A 24326-nucleotide genomic window follows, 5' to 3' on the forward strand; every position below is an offset into this window, starting at 1 on the left:
TGTCGGTAGAATAGCGGGTTTCATCGTTAGCCTTTAATCATAGACTGCGAATGATGAAAGCAGTTGTTTACCGATGCGCTAACGCGCGGATTTGAGTAGCAGCCAGATAAACACTGGCGCCCCCAATGTGGCGGTGACCACCCCGATAGGCAGTTCAGCCGACGCCAGCGCCAGTCGGGCGACCACATCAGCCAATAGCAGGGCGATAGCCCCGGCCAGCGCGCAGCCGGGAAGTAAAACCCGGTGATCGGTTAAACCACATAAGCGCAGGATGTGCGGAATAACCAGACCGATAAAACCAATCGCCCCCGCCATCGCCACGCTGACGCCCACCATCCAGCCAGTGGCGACGACCAACAAATTGCGCCAGAACCACAGCGGCAGGCCAAGCTGCCGCGCCGAGGTTTCCCCTAGCGCCAGCATATTCAGCGGTTGCGACTGGCAACATATCCAGATCAGTACCGGGATGAGCGCAATCATTAGCCAGCTCTGCTGCCAGTCAACGCCGCCAAATCCTCCCATCATCCAGTACATTAATTGCCGCAGATCGAAAGAGGTGGAAAAATAGATAGCCCACGTCATCAGCGCGCTACAGATAATGCCCAGCGCGACGCCCGCCAACAACAAGCGGCTGGTAGAGAGATGGCGACGCGCAAAACGCAGCAGGATTAACGTAATAATGAGCGCGCCGGCTATAGCGCACAGCCCCAGCGCCCATCCTGGCAGTTGCCCCTGCCCCAGTAAGACGGCGGCAATAAGCCCAACACCGGCCCCATTCGAAACGCCGAGCAGGCCCGGTTCAGCAAGTGGATTTTCAAACAGCGCCTGCATCACGGCGCCAGATAGCGCCAGCGCAGCGCCAACCAGCAATACCGCAAGCGTGCGGGGAAGGCGAATTTGCCAGACAAACAGTTCCCCCCGGGCGCTTAACCAGTCACCGGGGGCAATCCACTGTTCGCCTGCGCATAAGCTCAGAAGTGTAGCCAGTAGCACCAGCAGTGACAGGCTCAGAAGCCAGCGAACGTTTCGTCGCTGTTGTTGGCGGGCAAAAGTCAGCATGTTATCCATTCAGCTGAAAAGAGGTAGCGTGATTTTACGGTGGGTATCCTTTACTTGAAAGAAAAAAGGCCGCAATGCGGCCTTTTTAGTTATACGGGTCATCTTTCAGGCTGACAGATACGCTGTCATCCCGCTGATCTACTTTCGGGATGGCAGCGTATCTGCCGCAATACACCCTGATGGATGTTATGCCTGGATCTGATTACTCTTCTTTGGGCGAAGCGTTTTCGACCCGGCTCTTTAACTTCTGCCCGGGTCTGAAGGTCACCACGCGCCGTGCTGTAATAGGAATATCTTCACCCGTTTTCGGGTTACGCCCCGGACGTTGATTTTTATCACGCAGATCGAAGTTACCAAAACCAGAGAGTTTCACCTGCTCACCGTTTTCCAGAGCACGACGGATCTCTTCGAAAAACAGTTCAACCAGTTCTTTGGCATCCCGCTTGCTAAGCCCAAGCTTATCAAACAGATATTCTGACATTTCAGCTTTTGTAAGCGCCATAGGTTCAATCCCTCAATGATGCCTGGAATCGCTCTTTTAATGCCTCTACACATTTGGCGACGGTAGCGGCAATCTCCTCTTCTTCGAGTGTACGGTTGGTATCCTGAAGGATCAGGCTGATAGCGAGGCTCTTATAACCCTCCGCAACACCCTTACCGCGGTACACGTCAAATAAGTTTACGCCAACTACCTGATTTACGCCAACTTTCTTACATTCGGATAAAATATCCGCTGCGGGAACGTTTTCTGCAACAACAACCGCAATATCGCGACGGTTAGCCGGGAAGCGTGAAATCTCCCGCGCCTGCGGCACGATACGGTCTGCGAGCTTATTCCATTCCAGTTCAAACACCAGCGTACGACCATTCAGATCCAGTTTACGTTCCAGTTCAGGGTGAACAACCCCAATAAAACCAATACGTTCATCTTTCAGATAAATCGCCGCAGACTGTCCCGGATGCAGAGCCGGATTCATCTCCGCCTTAAACTGGATATCACCCAGTTTGCCGGTTAAATCCAATACTGCTTCCAGATCGCCTTTCAAATCATAGAAATCAACGGTCTCTTTTGCCAGGTTCCAGTGCTCATCATAGCGGTTACCGCAAATCACGCCAGCCAGCATCAGATCCTGTCGAATACCCAGATTGGCTTGTGTATCCGGAACGAAACGTAAACCGGTTTCAAAAATACGCACGCGATTCTGCTGGCGGTTTTGGTTATAGACCACCGTCGCCAGCAATCCGCTCCACAGAGACAGACGCATCGCCGACATCTCAACGGAGATAGGGTTTGGCAGCAGCAGCGCTTCTGCGCCTGGATGGATGAGCTGTTGTACTTTAGGATCGACAAAGCTATAGGTAATCACTTCCTGATAGCCTTTGTCGTTCAGCATGGTTTTAACCCGCTTCAACGACAGATCGGCTTCACGGTGCGTCCCCATGATTAAACCGGCCTGGATTGGCTCGTCCGGAATATTGTTATAGCCGTAAACGCGGGCCACCTCTTCCACCAGATCTTCTTCAATCTCCATATCGAAACGCCAGGTCGGCGCCACAGCTTTCCACTCGTCCTGCCCTTCGGTCACTTCACAGCCCAGACGACGCAGAATATCACTGACCTGCTCATCCGCAATATGATGCCCGATCAGGCGATCCAGTTTACTGCGACGCAGCGTAATGGTGGCGCGTTTCGGCAACGTTGCTTCGTTGCTCACATCAATTATCGGACCCGCATCACCGCCACAGATATCAAGAAGCAGACGAGTAGCGCGCTCTATCGCTTTATATTGCAGCGCCGGGTCCACCCCGCGCTCGTAGCGGTGAGACGCATCGGTATGCAGACCGTGGCGACGAGCGCGACCGGTGATAGACAGCGGATTAAAGTACGCACACTCCAGCAGCACATTTTGCGTTTCGCCATTCACTCCGGAATGTTCGCCGCCAAAAATACCGGCTATCCCCAGCGCCTTATGGTGATCGGCGATCACCAGCGTGTCCGCATTTAACGTCGCTTCGCTACCGTCCAGCAGGACGACGGTTTCACCCTCTTTTGCCATCCGCACGACAATACCGCCATCAATGCGATCTTTATCGAAAGCATGCATTGGCTGACCCAGTTCGAGCAGCACATAGTTCGTGACGTCAACCACCGCATCGATGGAGCGAATACCACAGCGACGCAGTTTCTCTTTCATCCACAGCGGCGTCGGCGCGTTAACATTGATGCCTTTTACCACCCGGCCCAGATAGCGTGGACACGCATCAGCGGCCTCTACTGTAATCGGCAGCGTATCGCTGATAGTTGCCGTAACCGGCGCCATTTCAGGCTCCTGGAGCGGCGCTTTGTTCAGTACCGCCACATCACGCGCAACGCCGATGATACCTAAGCAATCCGCACGGTTCGGCGTGACGCTAATTTCGATGGTATTGTCGTCAAGCTTCAGGTATTCACGGATATCGGTACCCAGCGGCGCATCCGCCGGCAGTTCGATAATGCCGCTGTGATCGTCGGAAATCCCCAGTTCGGAGAAGGAGCACAGCATCCCTTCAGACGGTTCGCCGCGCAGTTTCGCCGCTTTAATTTTGAAATCGCCCGGCAGGATGGCGCCAATGGTGGCCACCGCTACTTTCAGCCCCTGACGACAGTTTGGCGCGCCGCAGACGATATCCAACAGGCGTTCTCCGCCGACGTTGACTTTCGTTACACGCAATTTGTCAGCGTTCGGATGCTGGGCGCACTCAACCACTTCCCCAACCACAACGCCATTGAAGCTTCCCGCGACCGGCTCAACGCCGTCTACTTCCAGGCCAGCCATCGTAATCTGGTTAGCCAACGCATCGCTATCAATTGCCGGGTTAACCCACTCGCGTAACCACAGTTCGCTGAATTTCATTGTTTTATCCTGCCTTTATTTAAACTGTTTAAGGAAACGCAGATCGTTTTCGAAGAATGAACGCAGGTCGGTGACGCCGTAACGCAACATGGTCAGACGTTCCATCCCCATACCAAAAGCGAAGCCAGAATAGATTTCCGGATCGATACCGACATTACGCAGCACATTCGGATGCACCATCCCGCAGCCCAGCACCTCCAGCCATTTACCGTTTTTACCCATCACATCCACTTCCGCAGAAGGTTCGGTAAACGGAAAATAAGAAGGACGGAAGCGAATCTGCAGATCCTCCTCAAAGAAATTACGCAGGAAGTCGTGCAGCGTACCTTTGAGGTTGGTGAAGCTGATGTTGGTATCAACAATCAGACCTTCCATCTGATGGAACATCGGAGTATGCGTCTGGTCGTAGTCATTACGGTATACACGGCCCGGCGCAATAATACGGATCGGCGGTTGCTGCGCTTTCATCGTCCGGATCTGGACGCCAGACGTCTGGGTCCGCAGCAGACGGGTCGCGTCAAACCAGAAGGTATCATGATCGGCGCGGGCCGGATGATGACCCGGAATGTTTAACGCATCGAAGTTATGGTAGTCATCTTCGATTTCCGGGCCAGTCGCCACGGTAAAACCAAGCTCGCCGAAGAAACTTTCAATACGGTCAATGGTACGAGTGACCGGATGCAGACCGCCGTTCTCAATACGGCGCCCCGGCAGGGAGATATCGATGGTTTCAGCGGCCAGACGGGCGTTAAGCGCTGCGCTTTCCAGCTCGGCTTTACGCGCGTTAAGAGCCTGTTGTACCTGCTCTTTCGCGGCGTTAATGACTGCCCCGGCTGCCGGACGCTCTTCCGGCGGCAGATCGCGTAGGGTCGTCATCTGAAGGGTTAAATGCCCTTTCTTGCCCAAATATTCGACGCGTACATTGTCTAACGCGGCAACATCTGACGCCTGGTTAATGGCGGCCGCTGCATTGGCAACCAGCTCTGCGAGATGTGACATGGTTTTCCTCATTGTGTCGGTGAAGACACCGGTTCATTGGACGTAATCTCTCGATTTCAGATACAAAAAAAGCCTCCATCAGGAGGCTTTTTTGCGCTGTTTTTCGTTTCGTTTTTCACGCGCTAGCCTCCTGGAATCAGGTGCTAAAGTAAAAAAAGAAACGGAAAATAGCAGCGTTCATGCTTGCGTTACCTTATGTGGTAAAACCGAATATCCTTTATTGAAAAGGGTTACAGGTCAATTGTCAACTCACTGAACAGTCAATAAAAGAGAGGGAGCCAGGCTCCCTCTTTTCACTGGCTTATGCCAGAGCTGCTTTCGCTTTTTCAACCAGCGCGGTGAACGCGACTTTGTCGAATACGGCGATATCAGCCAGGATCTTACGGTCGATTTCAACAGAGGCTTTTTTCAGGCCGTTGATGAATTTGCTGTAAGAAATACCGTTCTGACGTGCTGCTGCGTTGATACGCGCAATCCACAGTTGACGGAACTGACGCTTACGTTGACGACGGTCACGGTAAGCATACTGACCAGCTTTGATAACTGCCTGGAAGGCAACGCGGTATACGCGAGAACGCGCACCGTAGTAGCCTTTGGCTTGTTTCAAAATTTTCTTGTGACGTGCGCGTGCAATTACACCACGTTTTACGCGAGCCATATGTGCTCTCCTGTATCTATTCTAATTAAAAAGTTAAAAACGTTAACGGCTTATGCGTACGGCAGGCACGCGATAACCAGGCCCAGATCGCCTTTAGAAACCATGGCTTTCGGACGCAGGTGACGTTTACGTTTAGTCGCTTTTTTGGTCAGAATGTGACGCAGGTTAGCGTGCTTGTGCTTAAAACCACCTTTACCGGTTTTTTTGAAGCGCTTAGCAGCACCGCGTACGGTCTTAATTTTTGGCATTTTAATAACTTCCACTTCGCATTGTTAATAAACGAAACATAGGCGAACAAAACCTGTGAAGCCCGAAGGCTTCACAGAATTGTTACTTGAAGGCCTTACTGTTTCTTCTTAGGAGCAAGCACCATGATCATCTGACGGCCTTCGATCTTCGTTGGGAAGGATTCGACCACTGCCAGTTCTTGCAAATCGTCTTTCACGCGATTAAGCACTTCCATACCGATTTGCTGGTGGGCCATTTCACGACCGCGGAAACGCAGCGTGATTTTGGCCTTATCGCCCTCTTCGAGAAAGCGAATCAGGCTGCGGAGTTTTACCTGATAGTCGCCTTCATCTGTCCCAGGACGGAATTTAATTTCCTTCACCTGGATAACTTTTTGCTTTTTCTTCTGTTCCTTAGAAGACTTACTCTTTTCATAGAGGAATTTGCCGTAATCCATTATACGACAAACCGGCGGCTCGGCGTTAGGGCTGATTTCGACTAAGTCTACTCCGGCTTCTTCAGCTTTTTCCAGAGCTTCTCTCAGACTCACAATACCAAGCTGCTCGCCTTCCAGACCTGTTAAGCGAACTTCTTGCGCGCGAATTTCGCTATTAATACGATTCGGACGCGCCGTTTGAACTCGTTTTCCGCCTTTAATACTTTATTCCTCCAGTTGTTGAAGACTGCGGCTGCGAATCTCTTGTTGCAGCTTCTCAATCACGTCATTTACGTCCAGGCTGCCCAGGTCTTTACCGCGGCGGGTGCGAACGGCAACTTTGCCTGCTTCCACCTCTTTATCACCACAGACCAACATATAAGGGACACGACGTAAAGTGTGCTCGCGGATTTTAAAGCCAATCTTCTCATTTCTCAAGTCTGCTTTTACACGAATGCCCGCATTTTGTAGTTTCTGCGTCAATTCGTTAACGTATTCAGACTGCGAATCGGTAATATTCATCACGACTACCTGAACAGGCGCGAGCCATGTCGGGAAGAAACCAGCGAACTCTTCGGTCAGGATACCGATGAAGCGCTCCATCGACCCAAGAATCGCACGGTGAATCATTACCGGCACCTTACGCTCGTTGTCTTCGCCTACATAGGAGGCGCTCAGACGAGACGGTAAGGAGAAGTCCAGCTGTACTGTACCGCACTGCCATGCACGATCGAGGCAGTCATATAAGGTAAATTCAATTTTCGGACCGTAGAATGCGCCTTCACCCAGTTGATACTCAAACGGGATATTATTTTCTTCCAGCGCAACCGCCAGATCCGCCTCAGCACGATCCCACATCTCATCGCTGCCGATACGCTTGTCAGGACGAGTGGAAAGCTTGACGACGATCTTCTCGAAGCCAAAGGTGCTGTACATATCGTAGACCATACGAATACAAGCGTTAACTTCATCGCGGATCTGCTCTTCGGTGCAGAAGATATGCGCATCATCCTGCGTAAAGCCGCGTACGCGCATCAGACCATGCAGCGCGCCTGATGGCTCGTTACGGTGGCAGCTACCGAATTCCGCCATACGCAGCGGCAAATCACGATAGGATTTCAGACCCTGGTTAAAGATCTGAACGTGGCCCGGGCAGTTCATCGGCTTGATGCAATATTCGCGGTTTTCTGAGGATGTGGTGAACATCGCATCTTTATAGTTGTCCCAGTGCCCGGTTTTTTCCCACAGCACACGGTCCATCATGAACGGGCCTTTAACTTCTTGATACTGGTACTCTTTGAGTTTAGAACGAACAAAGACTTCCAGCTCGCGGAAGATAGTCCAGCCGTCGTTATGCCAGAACACCATGCCCGGCGCTTCTTCCTGCATATGATACAGGTCGAGCTGCTTACCAATTTTACGGTGGTCGCGTTTTGCGGCCTCTTCCAGGCGCTGCAGATAAGCGTTCAGGGCTTTTTTATCTGCCCATGCCGTACCGTAAATACGCTGCAACATCTTATTATTGCTGTCACCGCGCCAGTATGCGCCGGCAGTTTTCATCAGTTTAAAGTGATGGCAGAAACGCATATTCGGCACGTGCGGACCACGACACATGTCGACATATTCTTCATGATGGTACAAGCCTGGCTTGTCATCATGAGCAATGTTTTCATCAAGAATGGAAACTTTGTAGCTTTCACCACGCTTCACGAAGGTTTCACGCGCTTCGTGCCAGCTGACTTTCTTCTTGATAACGTCGTAATTTTTCTCGGCGAGCTCATGCATCCGCTTTTCGAGCGCTTCGACATCTTCCTGAGTTAGCGTGCGGTCAAGATCAACGTCATAGTAAAAACCGTTGTCGACAACCGGGCCGATCGCCATTTTCGTGTGCGGCCAAAGTTGCTTGATAGCGTGACCTAACAGATGCGCGCAAGAGTGACGAATGATCTCCAGACCCTCTTCATCTTTTGCGGTGATGATGGAAAGCGTCGCATCATTTTCAATCAGATCGGAAGCATCAACCAGCTCGCCATTCACACGGCCCGCAATGGTGGCTTTCGCCAGGCCTGGACCAATGTCCAGCGCAACATCCATCGGGCTTACAGGGTGGTCATAATGGCGTTGGCTGCCATCAGGAAGAGTAATAACAGGCATGTTATATCCTTATTTGCAGTGGTGACCCATACGCAAGATCACATACAAAGAGAAAATGAATTTATTGACAGTGAGTTGTGTATCCATCTAGCCAACCATTGCTAAATTGGCGCACAACCTTCGACACAGACGAAAATCGCTATTTTCGTCCGGCATGATGATGGTAACACTAAAAAAAGGGAGATTGCATCTTTCTGTTCTACAGAACCTGAATCCCAACACACTACCCGGCACGCGTATCGTTAATGATGTACATGGTCACTCTGAGTCTCGGCTTACTGCCACCGTATGAGGCATTCACATCAGATAGCTTTTCACGACGACCGCTATCTATATTCTCCAGATGGGGACCTGGCAGCATGCGATAACGCACAATACGAAACCCACTTTCCAAAGCACATACCAGCAAAGAGCCATTACATGCTGCTATGAAGCTTCTATAACTAGCAACGTCTCACTTATGATGCCGTACTTGTAATTCGTCTGTGTTGCTTGAAGTATGTCGCGGCACGATGTGAGATGAATTACTCGTCGAGTGATAGCTCTTTCTCTGTATAGTCTTTTACAGGACTCGGGAACCTCATGATGAATCTTCGAATGCCACTGTATATAAACACAGTAACAATCATGTGTAATTATCAAAAGCATTTACATTGTTTGATGTTTGTGCTGCAAATGCTTGATAGCTTCATGCTATCGGAGGCGCAGTAGATAGGAGTGTTAATGAGTGTTAATATGTCAATAACACGGTTTTGATATCGGGAAGATAGTGATGAGTAATGATTATAGACTACCAGATTCAGAATATCTTGCCAGAAGATTTTCCGTACCACACCTTATTTGCCTGATGGTAATATTTTTAATACTAAGCATTTTTTCTAAAGGCTCTATATGCTTATAATTTCATACATTGCATTATGCTTATTATTTATAGTTTATCTCTATACTCTTTCCGTAAGAATTGAGGGAAAAATAATAAATGTAATGGTCCCATACCTGATAATAACAGTCCCTACACTGTACGTGTTTGAAGGTATATTTGTATACCTCTCAGAGGTGCAGAATTATACAGTAGAATATTTGTTTTTCTATACTTGCTATATAACATACATAGCATCATTTGTTATTTCTTATCTTTACACACAAAGAAAACCCATATACAACAAATCAAACACGAAAAATAAACCAAGGTATGTGTTTACTTCATTGTTATTCACCTTCCTTGCTTTTATCATTTACCTTCCAGTGTTGATGGAGTTCAGAGAGTATATACTTAGCCCAAGAAGAATATACGAATTAACCAGAACAGGGTATGGTATATACTTCTATCCTTCATTAATGTTTTCTCTTGTCGCTTCTATTTGCGCGTTCTTTACATACAAAAAATCAAAGTTATTTTGTATTTCCATAGTTTTATTTAACTGTATACTTATTTTCTTGCATGGTAACAAAGGACCAATATTTAGTATATTTATAGCATTCATCCTTTACCTTTCATATATTGAAAATAAAAAAATTAAATTTATGTTCCTGGTAAAATCGTTTGCTGTTATAGCAGTCATTGTAACGGCATTCTTTGCATATACGTTTACTGATGGGAATCCGATAGAAAATATGGCGAATTACTCGGATTATACCCGTAATGCTGTTCTTGTTGCTTCCTCAAACTTTGACTTTATGTACGGAAAATTACTAATGGAGAGCGAGGTTTACTCGAGGATTCCGAGGGCTATTTGGCCTGATAAGCCTGAAGATTTTGGCGCATTGTATCTGGCAAAAGTATTTTTCCCTGATGCATTCTACAGAAATCAGGGCGCTCCTGCTTTCGGGTATGGTGAACTATACGCAGATTTCGGGCTTTTTACACCAGTTTGGTTAGTTATATCTGGAGTATTTAAAGGCGTCCTAGCTAAGTATTTCTCCAATAAAACTCAGGAAACAAAGTCAGCGCATTATTTCATAATGTTCCTATTTTGCATTGGAATAAGTGTGATTCCTGTTAGCATGGGATGGTTGTTCCCTGAGCATTTGATGATTGCTTTTATGGTATACATTGCATCTTCCTTTGTTTTTTCAGAGCATATAAGATTCGTTTTACTAAGAAACAATAAATAAGTTATACGGCGGCAATGCCGCCGTTTTATTTGGCTCTGAAGCGTAAAAATTGTTCCTGTAAAGCTTGTTGGGTTTGCTGAGCCATCATTACCAACGTAAATTACTTATGATATATTCATGATAGTGCTTGCGTTTCTAGATGATGATTTATGATAGCCCCTCAATTATGTATTTCTCGCCGCCGGTTATTATTAGTCCTGCCGCTACTCCGCCCTAATCCACATCTACTCATATGCGGATCATCCCGAGATTGTCACCGTAATATAATCTACCATTGATACCAATAAACTCTGTGTTATGAATGACAGTTCCCTGCTTAAGTTAGATTAGGTACGTACATCTTACGGCGCGAAAGGGATCAATGTAAAACGGTATGAAACATATATATCCGCTATTACCAGTAATGACGCGGAACTGGTGAAACAGGTTTAAACGAACGAGAATGGATGTGAATGAAGGATTGTACTTATTACGCAAGATCACATACAAAGAGAAAATGAATTTATTGACAGTGAGTTGTGTATCCATCTAGCCAACCATTGCTAAATTGGCGCACAACCTTCGACACAGACGAAAATCGCTATTTTCGTCCGGCATGACGATGGTAACACTAAAAAAAGGGAGATTGCATCACTCTGTAGCAAATCAAGGCCCTTGACAGAGTTTCTCCATTATCTTTCCACGCGCCGTATAGCGCTTCTCATCGACAACCTAACTTCTGCGCCAGACTCCCCTTTGTCGTTTTCACCTCGCTGGCTACCGCTTCAGGCAAGGCAGACCACAGCGTCAGCACTGGCTTCGTTTTATGTTCGATAGCCTCCACGGTAACCTGATAGTCGCAAAAATTCGCCGAACGGGGTGTATTCTGATCCATAATAAACGCAGCGTAATTTCCTTCACTTTTTGACGGCGCCGTTCCGGTGAATAAAACCTTCCAGTACCCGCTGGGAATTTCTACCGTCGCATCTTCTGGCAATGTGGCGATATGCCGCTCAAAAAGGGGGCCGGTCACTACGTGCACTACAGATACATCAGCCTGTTTGGCAAGTTCGCGCACCCGGTTTTCCAGTGCAGCCCATGCTCCCTGGTTCAGGGCGGATTTCTGCGGCGTAATATTCGATAAATAATTTAACGACGGCCAGTCCGAAACGCCGCCCAATCCTGCCAACGGCGCCTGGTGTCCCCTGTCGACTTTTAATAGCGTATGGGCATTTTTATAGGCCGAAGGGGCCAACGTATCCGAGGGCGGTAAATCGGGGTCCTGCGCCCAGTTCCGCGGGCGACCGCTTGCCTGGCTGGTCTTTGTCACGCTATAGGCAACCCAGTTGGCAAATTTCGTGGCGCTATTATTATTGAGCGTATAGACATGGCGATAGATTGTTTGTTGACTTCCTCCTTGAGGACAGCCAACGCTACAGTTATCAGGTTGCTGAACGAGTACGTTACGATGGGGTAACTCGGGTGCCGATGTTGTATCCTGGGGAGGATACGATGTAGTACATGCGCTTAATAATACTACGGGCAGTAATTTTAGCAGATTAATGGTTTTATTCATTTTTTCTTTCTTAATAATAACCGCCCTAATAATTCAGGTAGCAATAATTTGGTTATATTACCCTGCCAGCCGTTAGATGCGCTCATCATTAAAGACAACACTATCACGGTAAAAATTAATAACAGATAAACATCGAAGCCATCATAGAAAATGAGCTCAAAAGAATACAACATGATATTCATATTGATACCAAAAAACATCGTATTATATGCATAATCGTGAAGCCAATAATTTCTCGCACTCAGATAGCGAATGAAAAATGGATATTCAATAATATCTGGCGCATGTTTTTTAACACCATTTTTCAACATTAAGGCAACGTATCCTCTCAATGACTCGCTGCTGGCAGGAGTTTAGTTATATTTAAAGGTTTAATAGGCACTGCGCATCATGCTGCTGTGCTTATTACTTTGTAAAAATAAGAGTATTCACTTTCATATTCAGGGGTAAAAAGTGAACAAATACAGCTATTGCGCAACGATGATTGCCGCCATACTCAGTACGACCACAATGGCCAATGCCAGTAGCCTTGCTATTTCAGTGGCGAATGATGATGCAGGTATATTTCAACCATCCTTAAATGCCCTTTATGGGCACCCGGCTGCAGACCGGGGTGATTATACTGCCGGGCTCTTTTTAGGCTACAGCCACGATCTCACTGACGCCAGTCAACTCTCTTTTCATATCGCGCAAGATATTTATTCTCCATCAGGCGCCAATAAGAGAAAGCCTGAAGCCGTCAAAGGCGACCGCGCGTTCAGCGCCTTTCTTCATACCGGACTGGAGTGGAATTCATTAGCCACCAATTGGTTACGTTATCGTTTAGGTACCGATATCGGTGTTATTGGTCCTGACGCAGGTGGTCAGGAGGTTCAGAATCGGGCGCATCGAATAATAGGCGCAGAAAAATACCCTGCCTGGCAGGATCAAATTGAAAACCGTTATGGTTATACAGCAAAAGGAATGGTGTCCCTTACGCCAGCTATTGATATTCTGGGCGTCAATGTGGGCTTCTATCCAGAAGTCTCTGCTGTCGGCGGCAATCTCTTCCAGTATTTAGGGTACGGCGCAACCGTTGCGCTGGGAAATGATAAGACCTTCAACTCTGATAATGGGTTTGGGTTACTGTCCCGCCGAGGGTTAATACACACTCAAAAAGAGGGATTGATCTATAAGGTATTTGCTGGCGTTGAGCGCAGGGAAGTTGATAAAAACTACACGTTACAGGGGAAAACGCTGCAAACAAAAATGGAAACGGTGGATATTAATAAAACCGTGGATGAATATCGCGTCGGTGCCACCATCGGCTATTCTCCCGTCGCATTTTCTCTTTCTTTAAACAAAGTCACGTCGGAATTTCGCACCGGAGACGACTATTCTTATATCAACGGCGACATCACCTTCTTCTTCTGAGGCGTCACCACGGAATAACCGGGTTACGTAACGTAACCCGGCGCAATATTACATCTTATAGCCCAGCGTTACCGTAGTGCGGCGATCGGTATGTTCAGGCGCTGATTCAGGCGGCTGCGAGTTCCACGTTAAATTATACCCCACCTTTAGACCAAAATGTTCGTTAATGGCGACATTGAGGGCTGTTTCCGAATTTAGTGTGGTGTCTTCTGCGCCAAATACTGACACCCCCTGTGTAAACTTAGCATTGTCAGTTAACTGCCAGGCATAGCTGCCGGAAGCATAACCCAACGGCTGCGTTTCAGTAGTATCGTCCGTATGTTCGTCATAGCGAACCCCAGGACCGAATTCAAAACGGAAGCTGTGCACTGGACCATTAAGGAACTGCCGCCCGTAACCGGCGGTCAGTACGTCGCGCTGACGATAACCGTTGAAACGGTCTGTCAGCCAACTGGCCTGGCCAAAGGTATAATCATAATCCGTCATATTAAAACGGTTACGCGCGCCTACCGCATATTTTTCTGAAGAGCGTTCATCATTAGAGGAGGTATTGCTGGCATTGCCCCATAATGACCAGGCGGTACGTTGTCCATACCAGGTCATCGCCGTGTCAGCCGTTAAGGAAGAACTTTTAGTATTGCCTGACTGAGCAAGGTAGCCCGCATTCAGATTACCTTCAAAAGGTTTTTTCGCGGTGGAGGGATCATCCATGACAGTAAAAACGGAATCATCGGCGGCGGCATACAGAGACGCGAACACGCCACCCGCCAGCATAACTACAGCGGGTACTGCCTTCAAAAGCTTCATTTATATAGAGTCCGTACAACTAAAAAAGAGACCACGACGGTCCCGGAAACTTTCATAGGGATCAATGACAAACGCCCCTGGAAAGGTAGCGAATTATAAGAAGCCCCGAATAACATAGCAATCAATTACTATTTCATTTTTTGAATAAGAACCCTCCCGAAGCATTCATTTATTTATATAACTTTACATCGCACTTCTTTAAATAAAGATCCGGAAAATCATATTGTTAATTCCTTCACTTTCCGGGGATTAAGTGCCAGACTGAAATCAGCCTAACAGGAGGTAACGATGGTACGTATCTATACGTTGACGCTTGCGCCCTCTCTCGATAGCGCAACAATCACGCCGCAAATTTATCCCGAAGGTAAACTGCGGTGCTCCGCGCCGGTATTCGAACCCGGCGGCGGGGGTATTAATGTCGCTCGCGCCATTGCGCATCTTGGCGGCACCGCGACCGCAATTTTCCCGGCTGGCGGCGCTACCGGCGAACATCTGGTCGCACTACTGGCTGATGAAAATGTCCCCGTGTCTACCGTCGATGCGAAGGACTGGACGCGTCAGAACCTGCACGTCCACGTCGAGTCCAGCGGCGAACAGTATCGTTTTGTTATGCCCGGCGCCACGCTGGACGATGACGAATTTCGCCAGCTTGAAGAACAGGTACTGGAAATTGAATCCGGGGCAATTCTGGTTATCAGCGGCAGCCTTCCGCCCGGCGTTAAGGTCGAGAAACTCACGCAACTGATTTCCGCCGCACAGAAGCAAGGCATTCGCTGCATTATTGATAGCTCTGGCGACGCGCTCACCGCCGCGCTGGCGCTTGGCGATATCGAACTGGTGAAACCTAACCTGAAAGAATTGAGCGCGTTGGTTAATCGCGATCTGACGCAGCCTGATGATGTGCGTAAAGCGGCCCAGGAATTAGTGCAAAGCGGCAAGGCTCGCCGGGTAGTGGTCTCTCTGGGGCCGCAAGGGGCGCTGGGCATAGACAGTGAGAATTGCATCCAGGTTGTTCCTCCCCCGGTGAAAAGTCAAAGTACTGTCGGCGCAGGCGACAGTATGGTAGGCGCGATGACGTTAAAACTGGCGCAAGACGCGTCGCTGGAAAAGATGGTGCGCTTCGGTGTGGCGGCAGGCAGCGCTGCTACGCTCAATCAAGGTACGCGTCTGTGTTCTCGTGACGATACCCAAAAAATATACGCCTATCTTTCCGCGCAATAATCGTTTCCCCCTCGCCGAGGGGGATACCGGAAAATCGGTTAACGGGCAGCGCATCCGCCGCTGTTAAAAACACAGTTGCTCCCAACGAGGTGAACGATGGTCAGTGGCGATATTACCCGTTATGTTATTACCGTAACCTTCCATGAAGATTCCCTGACCGAGATTAACGAACTCAATAATCATCTGACGCGCAGCGGTTTTTTGCTGACATTAACGGACGATGAAGGGAATGTGCATGAGCTCGGCACCAATACGTTTGGCTTTGTTAGCGCTCAGAGCGCTGATGAAATCAAAGCGCTTGTCGCCGGACTTGCGAAAAGCGCGTTAGATAAGGATGTCGACATTACCGTGGCGACCTGGGAGGCGTGGAGTAAAAACGCACAATAAGTGCCATTCCCGCCGCGGCGCGTCCGCGATGTGCGTTAGTTCGTATTTTTTAACCGCATTTTTGCGCTAACCTTATGATCTGGCAGACAACGTGGGGAGAGACATTATGTGGCAAGCTATCAGTCGTCTTTTAAGCGAGCAAGTCGGTGAAGGCGAAATCGAACTGCGTAATGAACTGCCAGGCGGAGAAGTTCATGCCGCATGGCATTTACGTTATGCAGGCCATGATTTTTTCGTGAAGTGCGATGAACGAGAAATGCTTCGCGGTTTTACCGCAGAAGCCGATCAGCTGGAGCTGCTCTCCCGCAGTAAAACCGTTGTTGTGCCTAAGGTATGGGCGGTAGGTTCGGATCGGGATTACAGCTTTTTAGTCATGGACTACCTCTCGCCCCGCCCGCTGGATGCCCATAATGCGTTTATTCTTGGGCAACAGCTGGCGCGCCTGCACCAATGGAGCGACCAACCTCAATTCGGCCTCGATTTTGACAACGCGCTCTCTACCACGCCGCAGCCGAATACCTGGCAACGCCGTTGGTCGACTTTTTTCGCCGAACAGCGCATTGGCTGGCAACTTGAACTCGCCGCGGAAAAAGGCATTACCTTTGGTAATATTGACGCCATTGTTGAACATGTTCAGCAACGTCTGGCGTCGCATCAACCGCAGCCTTCTCTTTTGCATGGCGATCTATGGTCGGCGAACTGCGCGCTTGGCCCTGACGGCCCCTATATCTTCGATCCAGCCTGCTATTGGGGCGACAGAGAATGCGATCTGGCGATGCTACCGCTGCATACCGATCAGCCACCGCAGATTTATGATGGCTATCAGTCCGTTTCGCCGCTACCGCTGGATTTTCTCGACAGGCAGCCGATTTACCAGCTCTACACTCTGCTTAATCGGGCAAGGCTGTTTGGCGGTCAGCACCTGGCCACTGCGCAAAAAGCGATGGATCGGCTGCTTGCGGTATAGGTACAGCCCATGCCGGATACGCGCTATCCGGCATTTTTCAGTTTACATGAAACCTAACAAGGAAAAGAAAAAGTAGCCGAGCACGATAATAATGACCGGCAAAATATAGAGCGGGAAAAACTGTAAAAAGATGGTATGGTGCGGCACCACGATACGTGACTCTATCTGCTCACGCGTTAGTCCTTCCGCGCCTTTTGCTTTTTCCAGGATCAACTGATCTTCCACGCCTTCACGTAAAAAACGTGACTGGCGGCTCATTCTGGCGCCGGAATCCTGCATCGCCAGCCCGACAAAAATCAGAATAAAAATGAGCCAGAAACCGATATTCAGGCTTCCCTGAAAATTCGGCGTCGGCGAGTTGTACCAAAAAACATTCAGAAACGGCGTATTCACGCGCATCATGTCTATCATTACGTGGGTAAAATCCAGCATTACCGCATTTATCCCCTCCTGCTTTTCACTGTGCGCATACATAAATTTAAGGACTGAGATGAGCGTGGAAAGCAGTGCCGGAATAAAAATAACCCACCCAACAACTCTTTTTAGGATTGCAATGCGTCCAGCTTGTTGATACGTCATGAGTTCCCCTTGATAAAGACGCGTCGTTTTGGCCTAAGTCTACCTGTTGATTCCCGTTTTCGCCTGATCTTTAAGGGCGATATACTAAGAACATGGTCATAATGAACGCTTAATTCGTTATTTTTTAATCTCAACAGGAGAGGTTGTGATGTCAACCCCACGTCAAATTCTTGCTGCAATTTTCGATATGGATGGACTACTGATCGATTCCGAACCGCTCTGGGATCGCGCTGAACTGGACGTGATGGCAAGTTTAGGCGTAGATATTACTCGGCGCCATGAGTTACCAGACACGCTTGGGCTACGCATTGATATGGTTGTCGATCTCTGGTTTGCGCAGCAACCATGGAGCGGCCCCGATCGCCAGGAAGTGACAAACCGTGTTATTGCCCGCGCGATTACGCTTATCGAAGAGACGCGCCCTCTTTTACCGGGTGTGCGCGAGGCCGTGGCGCTGTGTAAAGCGCAGGGGCTATTAGTGGGGCTTGCCTCGGCATCGCCGCTGCATATGCTGGAAAAAGTGCTCACCATGTTTGAACTGCGCGACAGTTTTGACGCGCTGGCCTCTGCGGAAAAATTGCCCTACAGCAAACCGCACCCGCAGGTCTATCTGGATTGTGCGGCCAAATTAGGCGTTGATCCATTAACCTGCGTGGCGCTGGAGGATTCGGTGAATGGTTTAATCGCGGCAAAGGCGGCGCGAATGCGCGCCATTGTGGTGCCAGCAGAAGAAAACCAGCATGATCCGCGCTTTGCGCTGGCGAATGTCAAACTTAACTCACTGACAGAGCTGACGGCGGCGCATCTACTCGGTTAAGATGTTTCCGAAACAAAGTCAACGGGCAATTAGCCGCTGAGCCAGACGGCAAGCGGCTTTGACAGAGACAAAGAGTTACAACGTCACCACTTCCGCCTACTGTATAAAAACCCTATACTGTATGAATTGACAGTTTAATGGGTTTTATCATGACGGCGGAAGGACATCTTCTTTTTTCTATAGCCAGCGCGGTTTTCGCCAAGAATGCCGAGTTAACGCCCGTCCTTGCGCACGGCGACTGGTGGCATATTATTCCTTCGGCTATTTTGACCTGTCTGCTGCCGGATATCGACCACCCCAAATCTTTTCTTGGCCAGCGCCTGAAATGGGTATCGAAACCGATCGCCCGCGCGTTTGGTCACCGGGGGTTTACCCATAGTCTGCTGGCGGTCTTTGCCCTACTGGCGACCTTTTATCTCAAGGTACCGGATACGTGGATTATCCCGGCGGATGCGCTGCAAGGCATGGTACTTGGCTATTTAAGCCATATCGTCGCGGATATGCTCACCCCCGCAGGCGTTCCCTTACTGTGGCCGTGCCGCTGGCGTTTCCGCCTGCCTATTCTGGCGCCGCGCAAAGGCAATCAACTGGAGCGATTTTTATGCATGGCGTTGTTTGCCTGGGCGGTGTGGATGCCACAGTCCATGCCGGAAAACAACGTCATACGCTGGTCTTCGCAGATGATTACTATCCTGCAAATGCAGTTCAATCGTTTTATAAATCACCAGATTGATTAGTAAATCAACGCCAAAATCATTTTTGGTATAAACCATTCCATTTGAATATAAGAGCCAGCTCACAGTTCTGCTAATCTTGCGCGAACAGAATCGCTAAAACACAGCGCTTCATAATAAAAAAATCAGGAGAACGGGGATGAATTTTCCATTAATTGCGAACATTGCGGTGTTCGTCATTCTGCTGTTTGTACTGGCGCAGGCCCGTCATAAACAGTGGAGTCTGGCTAAAAAAGTGCTTGTCGGCCTTGTGATGGGCGTGGTCTTTGGTCTGGCCCTGCACACCATTTATGGCGCTGACAGTCAGGTGTTAAAAGACTCCATTCAGTGGTTCAATATTGTCGGCAACGGCTATGTGCAATTGCTACAAATGATTGTGATGCCGCTGGTATTCGCCTCTATTTTAAGCGCCGTGGCACGACTGCATAACGCCTCTCAATTGGGGAAAATCAGTTTTCTGACTATCGGCACGCTGCTGTTTACTACCCTTATCGCAGCGCTGGTGGGCGTGCTGGTCACCAATCTGTTCGGACTGACGGCGGAAGGTCTGGTTCAGGGCGGCGCGGAAACCGCGCGTCTGAATGCCATTGAGACGAGCTATGTCGGCAAAGTGGCCGATCTCAGCGTGCCGCAACTGGTGCTGTCTTTTGTACCGAAAAATCCGTTTGCGGATCTGACTGGCGCAAATCCTACGTCTATTATCAGCGTGGTGATTTTCGCCGCATTCCTGGGCGTGGCCGCGCTTAAACTGCTGAAAGATGATGCGCCAAAAGGCGAGCGTGTGCTTGTTGCTATCGATACCCTGCAAAGCTGGGTGATGAAGCTGGTGCGTCTGGTGATGCAACTTACGCCTTACGGCGTACTGGCGCTGATGACGAAAGTGGTTGCCGGCTCTAATTTGCAGGACATCATTAAGCTTGGAAGCTTCGTGGTAGCGTCATATCTTGGTCTGGCGATAATATTTGTGGTTCACGGCATACTATTGGGCGTGAACGGGATTAGCCCGCTGAAATATTTCCGCAAGGTGTGGCCGGTGCTGACATTTGCCTTTACCAGCCGCTCCAGCGCCGCCTCCATTCCACTTAATGTCGAAGCGCAAACCCGCCGCCTGGGCGTGCCGGAGTCCATCGCCAGCTTTGCTGCCTCTTTTGGCGCGACCATCGGCCAAAACGGTTGTGCCGGTCTTTATCCTGCGATGTTGGCGGTAATGGTTGCGCCGACGGTCGGCATCAACCCCTTAGACCCCGTATGGATAGCCACGCTGGTGGGTATCGTTACTGTAAGTTCGGCGGGTGTTGCCGGCGTTGGCGGCGGCGCGACCTTCGCCGCGCTGATTGTGCTGCCTGCCATGGGCTTACCGGTCACGCTGGTCGCGCTGTTAATCTCCGTCGAACCGTTGATTGATATGGGCCGTACCGCGCTGAACGTGAGTGGCTCAATGACCGCGGGTACGCTGACCAGCCAGTGGCTGAAGCAGACCGATAAAACCATTCTCGATAGCGAAGAAGACGCTGAACTGGCGCATCGATAATACATTATCGGGAGTTCACATCGTCTGAGACACGACGATCGGCAACTCAAAATGTCTGTCACTAAAAACGCCGGTCTCCAGTACCGGCGTTTTGTTTTTTCTTAGTCAGCGATTTCGTTTTCCTGGCGAACCTGATTCGCCCAACGTTGCGCCGATTCTGGCACGCTAAAGGCGGGCGACCGTTGAAATGACTCCCCCGTCAGAACAAAGGCAACATATTTACCGCGCAGTATCCAGACGTCGCGAAACGTATCCATTTTTATCGCATGTTCCGGCGGCGCGGGTTCAACACGCGGAATATAGCTAATAATCTGGCGATTTTGCTGGCGAAGAGGTTTCATCATTAATGCTTCACTAAAAGAGGCTAAGAGCCTATCCCATTAGGGCTATTTTACTTGCCATTTTGGTCCTGGGCAGTGCTCAAAATCCTCACGTACTACGTGTACGCTCCGGTTTTTGCGCGCTGTCCGTGTCCAAACTGGCTGCGCCAATAACGCCTACTGGGATAGGCTCTAAGGCTAAAAATCAGAAAAACACTATTTTAGCCGATCTTCGCCCCCGACGTCCTGTTCCGCGCGTGCGATTTCCCTATTGAGCCTTGTCTGCCGTTCCGCTCTCCCCCGGCATAATTGCTGAAATGTTCTATAGTTAGAGTGATTTTGACTACTACCACGCCCATTTCAGTGATGAAAGCAGGAGACGAGTTCAATGTCGCATAATGAGAAATCCCCCCATCAGTCCCCCGTGCATGATACCCGTGAATCACAGCCCGGCCTGGACTCCCTGGCGCCGTCAGACGGTTCACATCGCCCCACGCCAGAACCGACGCCGCCGGGCGCGCAACCGACGGCCCCCGGCAGCTTAAAAGCGCCCGAGACCGCGAATGATAAGCTCACCGCCCTCGACGCCTTTCGTAAAGGCAGCGAAAATTATGCGCTGACCACCAATCAGGGCGTGCGCATCGCCGACGATCAAAATTCTCTTCGCGCCGGCAGCCGTGGCCCTACGCTGTTGGAAGATTTTATCCTGCGCGAGAAAATTACCCACTTTGACCATGAGCGTATCCCGGAGAGGATCGTTCACGCCCGCGGATCTGCAGCGCACGGCTATTTCCAGCCATATAAAGACCTGAGCGACATCACGAAAGCCGCGTTTCTGTGCGCTCCACAGAAAATTACCCCGGTCTTTGTTCGCTTTTCGACAGTACAGGGCGGCGCGGGGTCTGCTGATACCGTACGTGATATCCGCGGTTTTGCGACCAAATTTTATACCGAAGAGGGAATTTTCGATCTCGTCGGTAATAACACGCCGATCTTTTTTATCCAGGATGCGCATAAGTTTCCAGATTTTGTGCACGCCGTTAAGCCCGAACCTCATTGGGCTATTCCGCAAGGACAGAGCGCGCACGACACCTTCTGGGACTATGTTTCCTTACAGCCTGAGACGCTGCACAACGTCATGTGGGCAATGTCGGATCGCGGTATTCCACGCAGTTATCGGACGATGGAAGGGTTCGGCATTCACACCTTCCGTCTGATCAATGCACAAGGGAAAGCGACCTTTGTCCGTTTCCACTGGAAACCGTTGGCAGGTAAAGCCTCGCTGGTATGGGATGAGTCACAAAAACTGACCGGTCGCGATCCGGATTTTCACCGCCGGGATCTGTGGGAGGCCATCGAAGCGGGCGATTTCCCGGAATACGAGCTGGGCCTACAACTCATTGCCGAAGAGGATGAATTTAAATTCGATTTTGATCTGCTCGATCCGACCAAACTGATTCCGGAAGAGTTGGTGCCAGTACAACGCGTCGGCAAAATGGTGTTAAACCGTAATCCGGATAACTTTTTCGCTGAAAACGAACAGGCGGCATTTCATCCAGGGCATATTGTTCCCGGCATTGATTTTACCAACGATCCGCTGTTACAGGGGCGTCTGTTCTCTTATACCGACACGCAAATCAGTCGTCTGGGCGGGCCAAACTTCCACGAAATTCCGATTAACCGCCCTACCTGCCCCTACCATAACTTCCAGCGTGACGGTATGCACCGGATGGATATCGACACCAATCCGGCGAACTATGAACCAAACTCCATTAATGACAACTGGCCACGCGAAACGCCGCCAGCGCCAAAACGCGGCGGCTTCGAATCATACCAGGAACGCGTGGATGGCAATAAAATCCGCGAACGCAGCCCCTCTTTCGGTGAATATTACTCGCATCCTCGCCTGTTCTGGCTCAGTCAGACGCCGATAGAACAGCAGCATATTATTGACGCGTTCAGCTTTGAACTGGGTAAAGTCGCCCGCGCGTATATTCGGGAGCGGGTGGTCGATCAGTTAGCGCATATTGATGTTACGCTGGCTGAGGGCGTCGCGCATAATCTCGGTTTTGCACTCACCCATGAGCAAACGCAAATTGCCCCGCCTCCTGATGTCAACGGTCTGAAAAAAGATCCGGCGCTCAGCCTGTATGCGGTGCCGGACGGCGATGTTAAAGGCCGCGTGGTCGCTATCCTGCTGAACGACAAGGTTAACGCCGCCGATCTGCTGACCATTTTGCAGGCTTTAAAAGCTAAAGGCGTCCACGCAAAACTGCTCTATTCACGGATGGGTGAAGTAACGGCTGATGACGGTTCAACATTAACTATTGCGGCAACCTTTGCCGGCGCGCCGTCGCTAACGGTCGATGCGGTAATAGTACCGTGCGGCAATATTGCCGATATCGAGAGTTGCGGCGATGCCCGTTACTACCTTCTGGAAGCCTACAAACATCTGAAGCCCATCGCACTGGCAGGCGACGCCCGACGGTTTAAGGCGCTTTTAAACATTGATAGCCAGGGGGAAGAAGGACTTGCTGAGGCCGATAACGTTGACCACTACTTTATGGACACTCTGCTGACGCTGATGGCGGCACACCGTGTCTGGTCGCGTGCGGGGAAAATTAACGCGATTCCTGCATAAACGGCAAAAAATGCGGCGCATTCTTGCGCCGCAAACTCAGGAGCTAAATATCAAGAAAACTGCCAGGACGATATCCACGTTCCGCAATCGCTGCCTTGAGTGACGCAGACGTCAACACCTCCAGTTCAGTTAAGCGGGGGTAACAATAGGCGCTCTGGCGAATAATGTTGTCCACAAACGCCGGATGACACATCACCTCCAGAGAGGCCTCTCCTCGATGCGCCGAGGCATCCAGAATGCGTAAAAAGCACGCTTCGGTGATCTCCTCGCCGTAAAATTCACTACTAAATCCTTGAGTGCTGCGCAAATCCGACGGCAGATCGTCGGCGTTCAACACCGTCTGGCGGTCAATACGTAACGCAATCCCGCGCTGCGCCGCAAAGCAGGCGACGATGGGGAAAATTTGCGGGAACATATGCACATGATGGTGACTGTCGAGATGCGTTGGCTCGCGGCCAAATACGTCGATGAAACGCTGATACTGACACGCCAGTTCATGCGCAATTTCATCCAGCGGAAGCGTATCCTCCTCCGCCATTTGCCAGATCCATTTCCCCAACAGGCCGTCTCGCGTCAGGCCCGGCATCTCTGACACCGGTTTGCCTAACGTCAAAACAAAATGCATTCCCACCCCAAGCGCAGGCAGCTCGCGGCTAAGCTGCGCCGCATGGTCAATAGCCTCGCCATTGACCAGCGCCGTCGTGGAGGTCACAACGCCGTTGCGATATGCTTCAACAATGCCGTAATTTTGCCCTTTACTCAGGCCAAAATCATCGGCATTCACAATCAACACGCGTTCCATAGCCTACCT

At 50.0% G+C, this 24326-nt stretch carries 25 protein-coding genes and 1 other annotated feature; of the genes, 9 read left to right on the top strand and 16 right to left on the bottom strand.

Annotation, left to right across the window (positions count from 1 at the left end):
• Window positions 1-78: 78 nt before the first annotated feature.
• The 9 genes from btuC to thrS all read right to left on the bottom strand — a co-directional run bounded on the left by btuC (window position 79) and on the right by thrS (window position 8428).
• Window positions 79-1059: a vitamin B12 ABC transporter permease BtuC gene (btuC, locus tag ACLJNW_RS05005; RefSeq protein WP_000954984.1), complete on the bottom strand. Its 981-nt coding sequence runs from the start codon at window positions 1057-1059 to the stop codon at window positions 79-81.
• Window positions 1060-1261: 202 nt separating this feature from the next.
• Window positions 1262-1561, bottom strand: coding sequence for an integration host factor subunit alpha (gene ihfA / locus ACLJNW_RS05010; protein ID WP_001229266.1), 300 nt, complete (start codon window positions 1559-1561; stop codon window positions 1262-1264).
• A 4-nt stretch (window positions 1562-1565) separates the two neighbouring features.
• On the bottom strand, window positions 1566-3953 hold the full coding sequence (pheT, locus tag ACLJNW_RS05015) for a phenylalanine--tRNA ligase subunit beta (RefSeq protein WP_000672402.1): 2388 nt from the start codon (window positions 3951-3953) through the stop codon (window positions 1566-1568).
• A 15-nt stretch (window positions 3954-3968) separates the two neighbouring features.
• Window positions 3969-4952: a phenylalanine--tRNA ligase subunit alpha gene (pheS, locus tag ACLJNW_RS05020; RefSeq protein WP_000018570.1), complete on the bottom strand. Its 984-nt coding sequence runs from the start codon at window positions 4950-4952 to the stop codon at window positions 3969-3971.
• Between the two features lie 62 nt (window positions 4953-5014).
• Window positions 5015-5138 (bottom strand) — a sequence feature (Phe leader region).
• Entirely contained in the window at window positions 5089-5133 is a 45-nt protein-coding gene (pheM, locus tag ACLJNW_RS05025) for a pheST operon leader peptide PheM (protein ID WP_001386830.1), read from the bottom strand. (Overlaps the previous feature by 45 nt.)
• A 115-nt stretch (window positions 5139-5253) precedes the next feature.
• The gene (gene rplT / locus ACLJNW_RS05030) at window positions 5254-5610 is read right to left on the bottom strand and encodes a 50S ribosomal protein L20 (RefSeq protein WP_000124850.1); all 357 of its coding nucleotides are present in this window, start codon (window positions 5608-5610) and stop codon (window positions 5254-5256) included.
• Between the two features lie 50 nt (window positions 5611-5660).
• Window positions 5661-5858: a 50S ribosomal protein L35 gene (gene rpmI, locus ACLJNW_RS05035; protein ID WP_001124225.1), complete on the bottom strand. Its 198-nt coding sequence runs from the start codon at window positions 5856-5858 to the stop codon at window positions 5661-5663.
• 95 nt (window positions 5859-5953) lie between these two features.
• The gene (gene infC, locus ACLJNW_RS05040; RefSeq protein WP_001574431.1) at window positions 5954-6496 is read right to left on the bottom strand and encodes a translation initiation factor IF-3; all 543 of its coding nucleotides are present in this window, start codon (window positions 6494-6496) and stop codon (window positions 5954-5956) included.
• A 3-nt stretch (window positions 6497-6499) separates the two neighbouring features.
• Window positions 6500-8428: a threonine--tRNA ligase gene (thrS, locus tag ACLJNW_RS05045; protein WP_001144226.1), complete on the bottom strand. Its 1929-nt coding sequence runs from the start codon at window positions 8426-8428 to the stop codon at window positions 6500-6502.
• 891 nt (window positions 8429-9319) lie between these two features.
• On the opposite strand from thrS, the gene rfc reads away from it, so the two are divergent.
• Window positions 9320-10543 carry an O-antigen polymerase Rfc gene (gene rfc / locus ACLJNW_RS05050; protein WP_000905563.1) on the top strand — a complete coding sequence of 408 codons (1224 nt, stop codon included), beginning with the start codon at window positions 9320-9322 and terminating at the stop codon, window positions 10541-10543.
• Window positions 10544-10864: 321 nt separating this feature from the next.
• Here rfc and ACLJNW_RS05055 read toward each other — a convergent pair whose 3' ends face one another.
• The 3 genes from ACLJNW_RS05055 to ACLJNW_RS05065 all read right to left on the bottom strand — a co-directional run bounded on the left by ACLJNW_RS05055 (window position 10865) and on the right by ACLJNW_RS05065 (window position 12409).
• The gene (locus ACLJNW_RS05055) at window positions 10865-11071 is read right to left on the bottom strand and encodes a hypothetical protein (protein ID WP_011233063.1); all 207 of its coding nucleotides are present in this window, start codon (window positions 11069-11071) and stop codon (window positions 10865-10867) included.
• A gap of 172 nt (window positions 11072-11243) precedes the next feature.
• Entirely contained in the window at window positions 11244-12098 is an 855-nt protein-coding gene (locus ACLJNW_RS05060) for a DNA/RNA non-specific endonuclease (RefSeq protein ID WP_001044093.1), read from the bottom strand.
• Complete coding sequence (locus ACLJNW_RS05065; protein WP_000916616.1) at window positions 12095-12409, bottom strand: hypothetical protein; 315 nt, start codon at window positions 12407-12409, stop codon at window positions 12095-12097. Before ACLJNW_RS05065 ends, ACLJNW_RS05060 begins: the two co-directional genes overlap by 4 nt.
• A gap of 142 nt (window positions 12410-12551) precedes the next feature.
• Here ACLJNW_RS05065 and ACLJNW_RS05070 point away from each other — a divergent pair, with 142 nt between their 5' ends.
• On the top strand, window positions 12552-13511 hold the full coding sequence (locus ACLJNW_RS05070) for a lipid A deacylase LpxR family protein (RefSeq protein ID WP_001046438.1): 960 nt from the start codon (window positions 12552-12554) through the stop codon (window positions 13509-13511).
• A gap of 48 nt (window positions 13512-13559) precedes the next feature.
• Here ACLJNW_RS05070 and ACLJNW_RS05075 read toward each other — a convergent pair whose 3' ends face one another.
• Window positions 13560-14318, bottom strand: a complete 759-nt coding sequence (locus tag ACLJNW_RS05075; RefSeq protein ID WP_000770981.1) for a YdiY family protein — start codon at window positions 14316-14318, stop codon at window positions 13560-13562.
• A 288-nt stretch (window positions 14319-14606) separates the two neighbouring features.
• Here ACLJNW_RS05075 and pfkB point away from each other — a divergent pair, with 288 nt between their 5' ends.
• From pfkB to ACLJNW_RS05090, 3 genes are all read left to right on the top strand, one after another.
• Window positions 14607-15539 carry a 6-phosphofructokinase II gene (gene pfkB, locus ACLJNW_RS05080; RefSeq protein ID WP_024154523.1) on the top strand — a complete coding sequence of 311 codons (933 nt, stop codon included), beginning with the start codon at window positions 14607-14609 and terminating at the stop codon, window positions 15537-15539.
• Window positions 15540-15635: 96 nt separating this feature from the next.
• The gene (ghoS, locus tag ACLJNW_RS05085) at window positions 15636-15926 is read left to right on the top strand and encodes a type V toxin-antitoxin system endoribonuclease antitoxin GhoS (RefSeq protein WP_000253438.1); all 291 of its coding nucleotides are present in this window, start codon (window positions 15636-15638) and stop codon (window positions 15924-15926) included.
• Window positions 15927-16032: 106 nt separating this feature from the next.
• A complete protein-coding gene (locus tag ACLJNW_RS05090; protein WP_000267686.1) occupies window positions 16033-16893 on the top strand; it encodes a fructosamine kinase family protein in 861 nt (286 codons plus the stop codon).
• Window positions 16894-16935: 42 nt separating this feature from the next.
• Here ACLJNW_RS05090 and ACLJNW_RS05095 read toward each other — a convergent pair whose 3' ends face one another.
• Complete coding sequence (locus ACLJNW_RS05095; protein ID WP_000222158.1) at window positions 16936-17472, bottom strand: YniB family protein; 537 nt, start codon at window positions 17470-17472, stop codon at window positions 16936-16938.
• Window positions 17473-17620: 148 nt separating this feature from the next.
• Here ACLJNW_RS05095 and hxpB point away from each other — a divergent pair, with 148 nt between their 5' ends.
• The 3 genes from hxpB to tcyP all read left to right on the top strand — a co-directional run bounded on the left by hxpB (window position 17621) and on the right by tcyP (window position 20554).
• Window positions 17621-18289, top strand: coding sequence for a hexitol phosphatase HxpB (gene hxpB, locus ACLJNW_RS05100; RefSeq protein ID WP_000106854.1), 669 nt, complete (start codon window positions 17621-17623; stop codon window positions 18287-18289).
• A 137-nt stretch (window positions 18290-18426) separates the two neighbouring features.
• Entirely contained in the window at window positions 18427-19026 is a 600-nt protein-coding gene (locus tag ACLJNW_RS05105; RefSeq protein ID WP_000505804.1) for a metal-dependent hydrolase, read from the top strand.
• A gap of 136 nt (window positions 19027-19162) precedes the next feature.
• Window positions 19163-20554 (top strand): cystine/sulfocysteine:cation symporter, encoded by a 1392-nt coding sequence (tcyP, locus tag ACLJNW_RS05110; protein ID WP_024154525.1) that lies wholly within the window; start codon window positions 19163-19165, stop codon window positions 20552-20554.
• Between the two features lie 101 nt (window positions 20555-20655).
• Here tcyP and cedA read toward each other — a convergent pair whose 3' ends face one another.
• Complete coding sequence (gene cedA, locus ACLJNW_RS05115) at window positions 20656-20898, bottom strand: cell division activator CedA (protein ID WP_000977510.1); 243 nt, start codon at window positions 20896-20898, stop codon at window positions 20656-20658.
• A 364-nt stretch (window positions 20899-21262) separates the two neighbouring features.
• Between cedA and katE the strand changes: the two genes are divergently transcribed.
• On the top strand, window positions 21263-23515 hold the full coding sequence (gene katE, locus ACLJNW_RS05120; protein WP_023204676.1) for a catalase HPII: 2253 nt from the start codon (window positions 21263-21265) through the stop codon (window positions 23513-23515).
• Window positions 23516-23558: 43 nt separating this feature from the next.
• Here katE and chbG read toward each other — a convergent pair whose 3' ends face one another.
• Window positions 23559-24317: a chitin disaccharide deacetylase gene (gene chbG, locus ACLJNW_RS05125; protein ID WP_023204675.1), complete on the bottom strand. Its 759-nt coding sequence runs from the start codon at window positions 24315-24317 to the stop codon at window positions 23559-23561.
• Window positions 24318-24326 lie beyond the last annotated feature (9 nt).

This window comes from Salmonella sp. SAL4457 (assembly GCF_046548235.1).
GTDB classification, from domain to species: Bacteria; Pseudomonadota; Gammaproteobacteria; order Enterobacterales; family Enterobacteriaceae; genus Salmonella; species Salmonella enterica.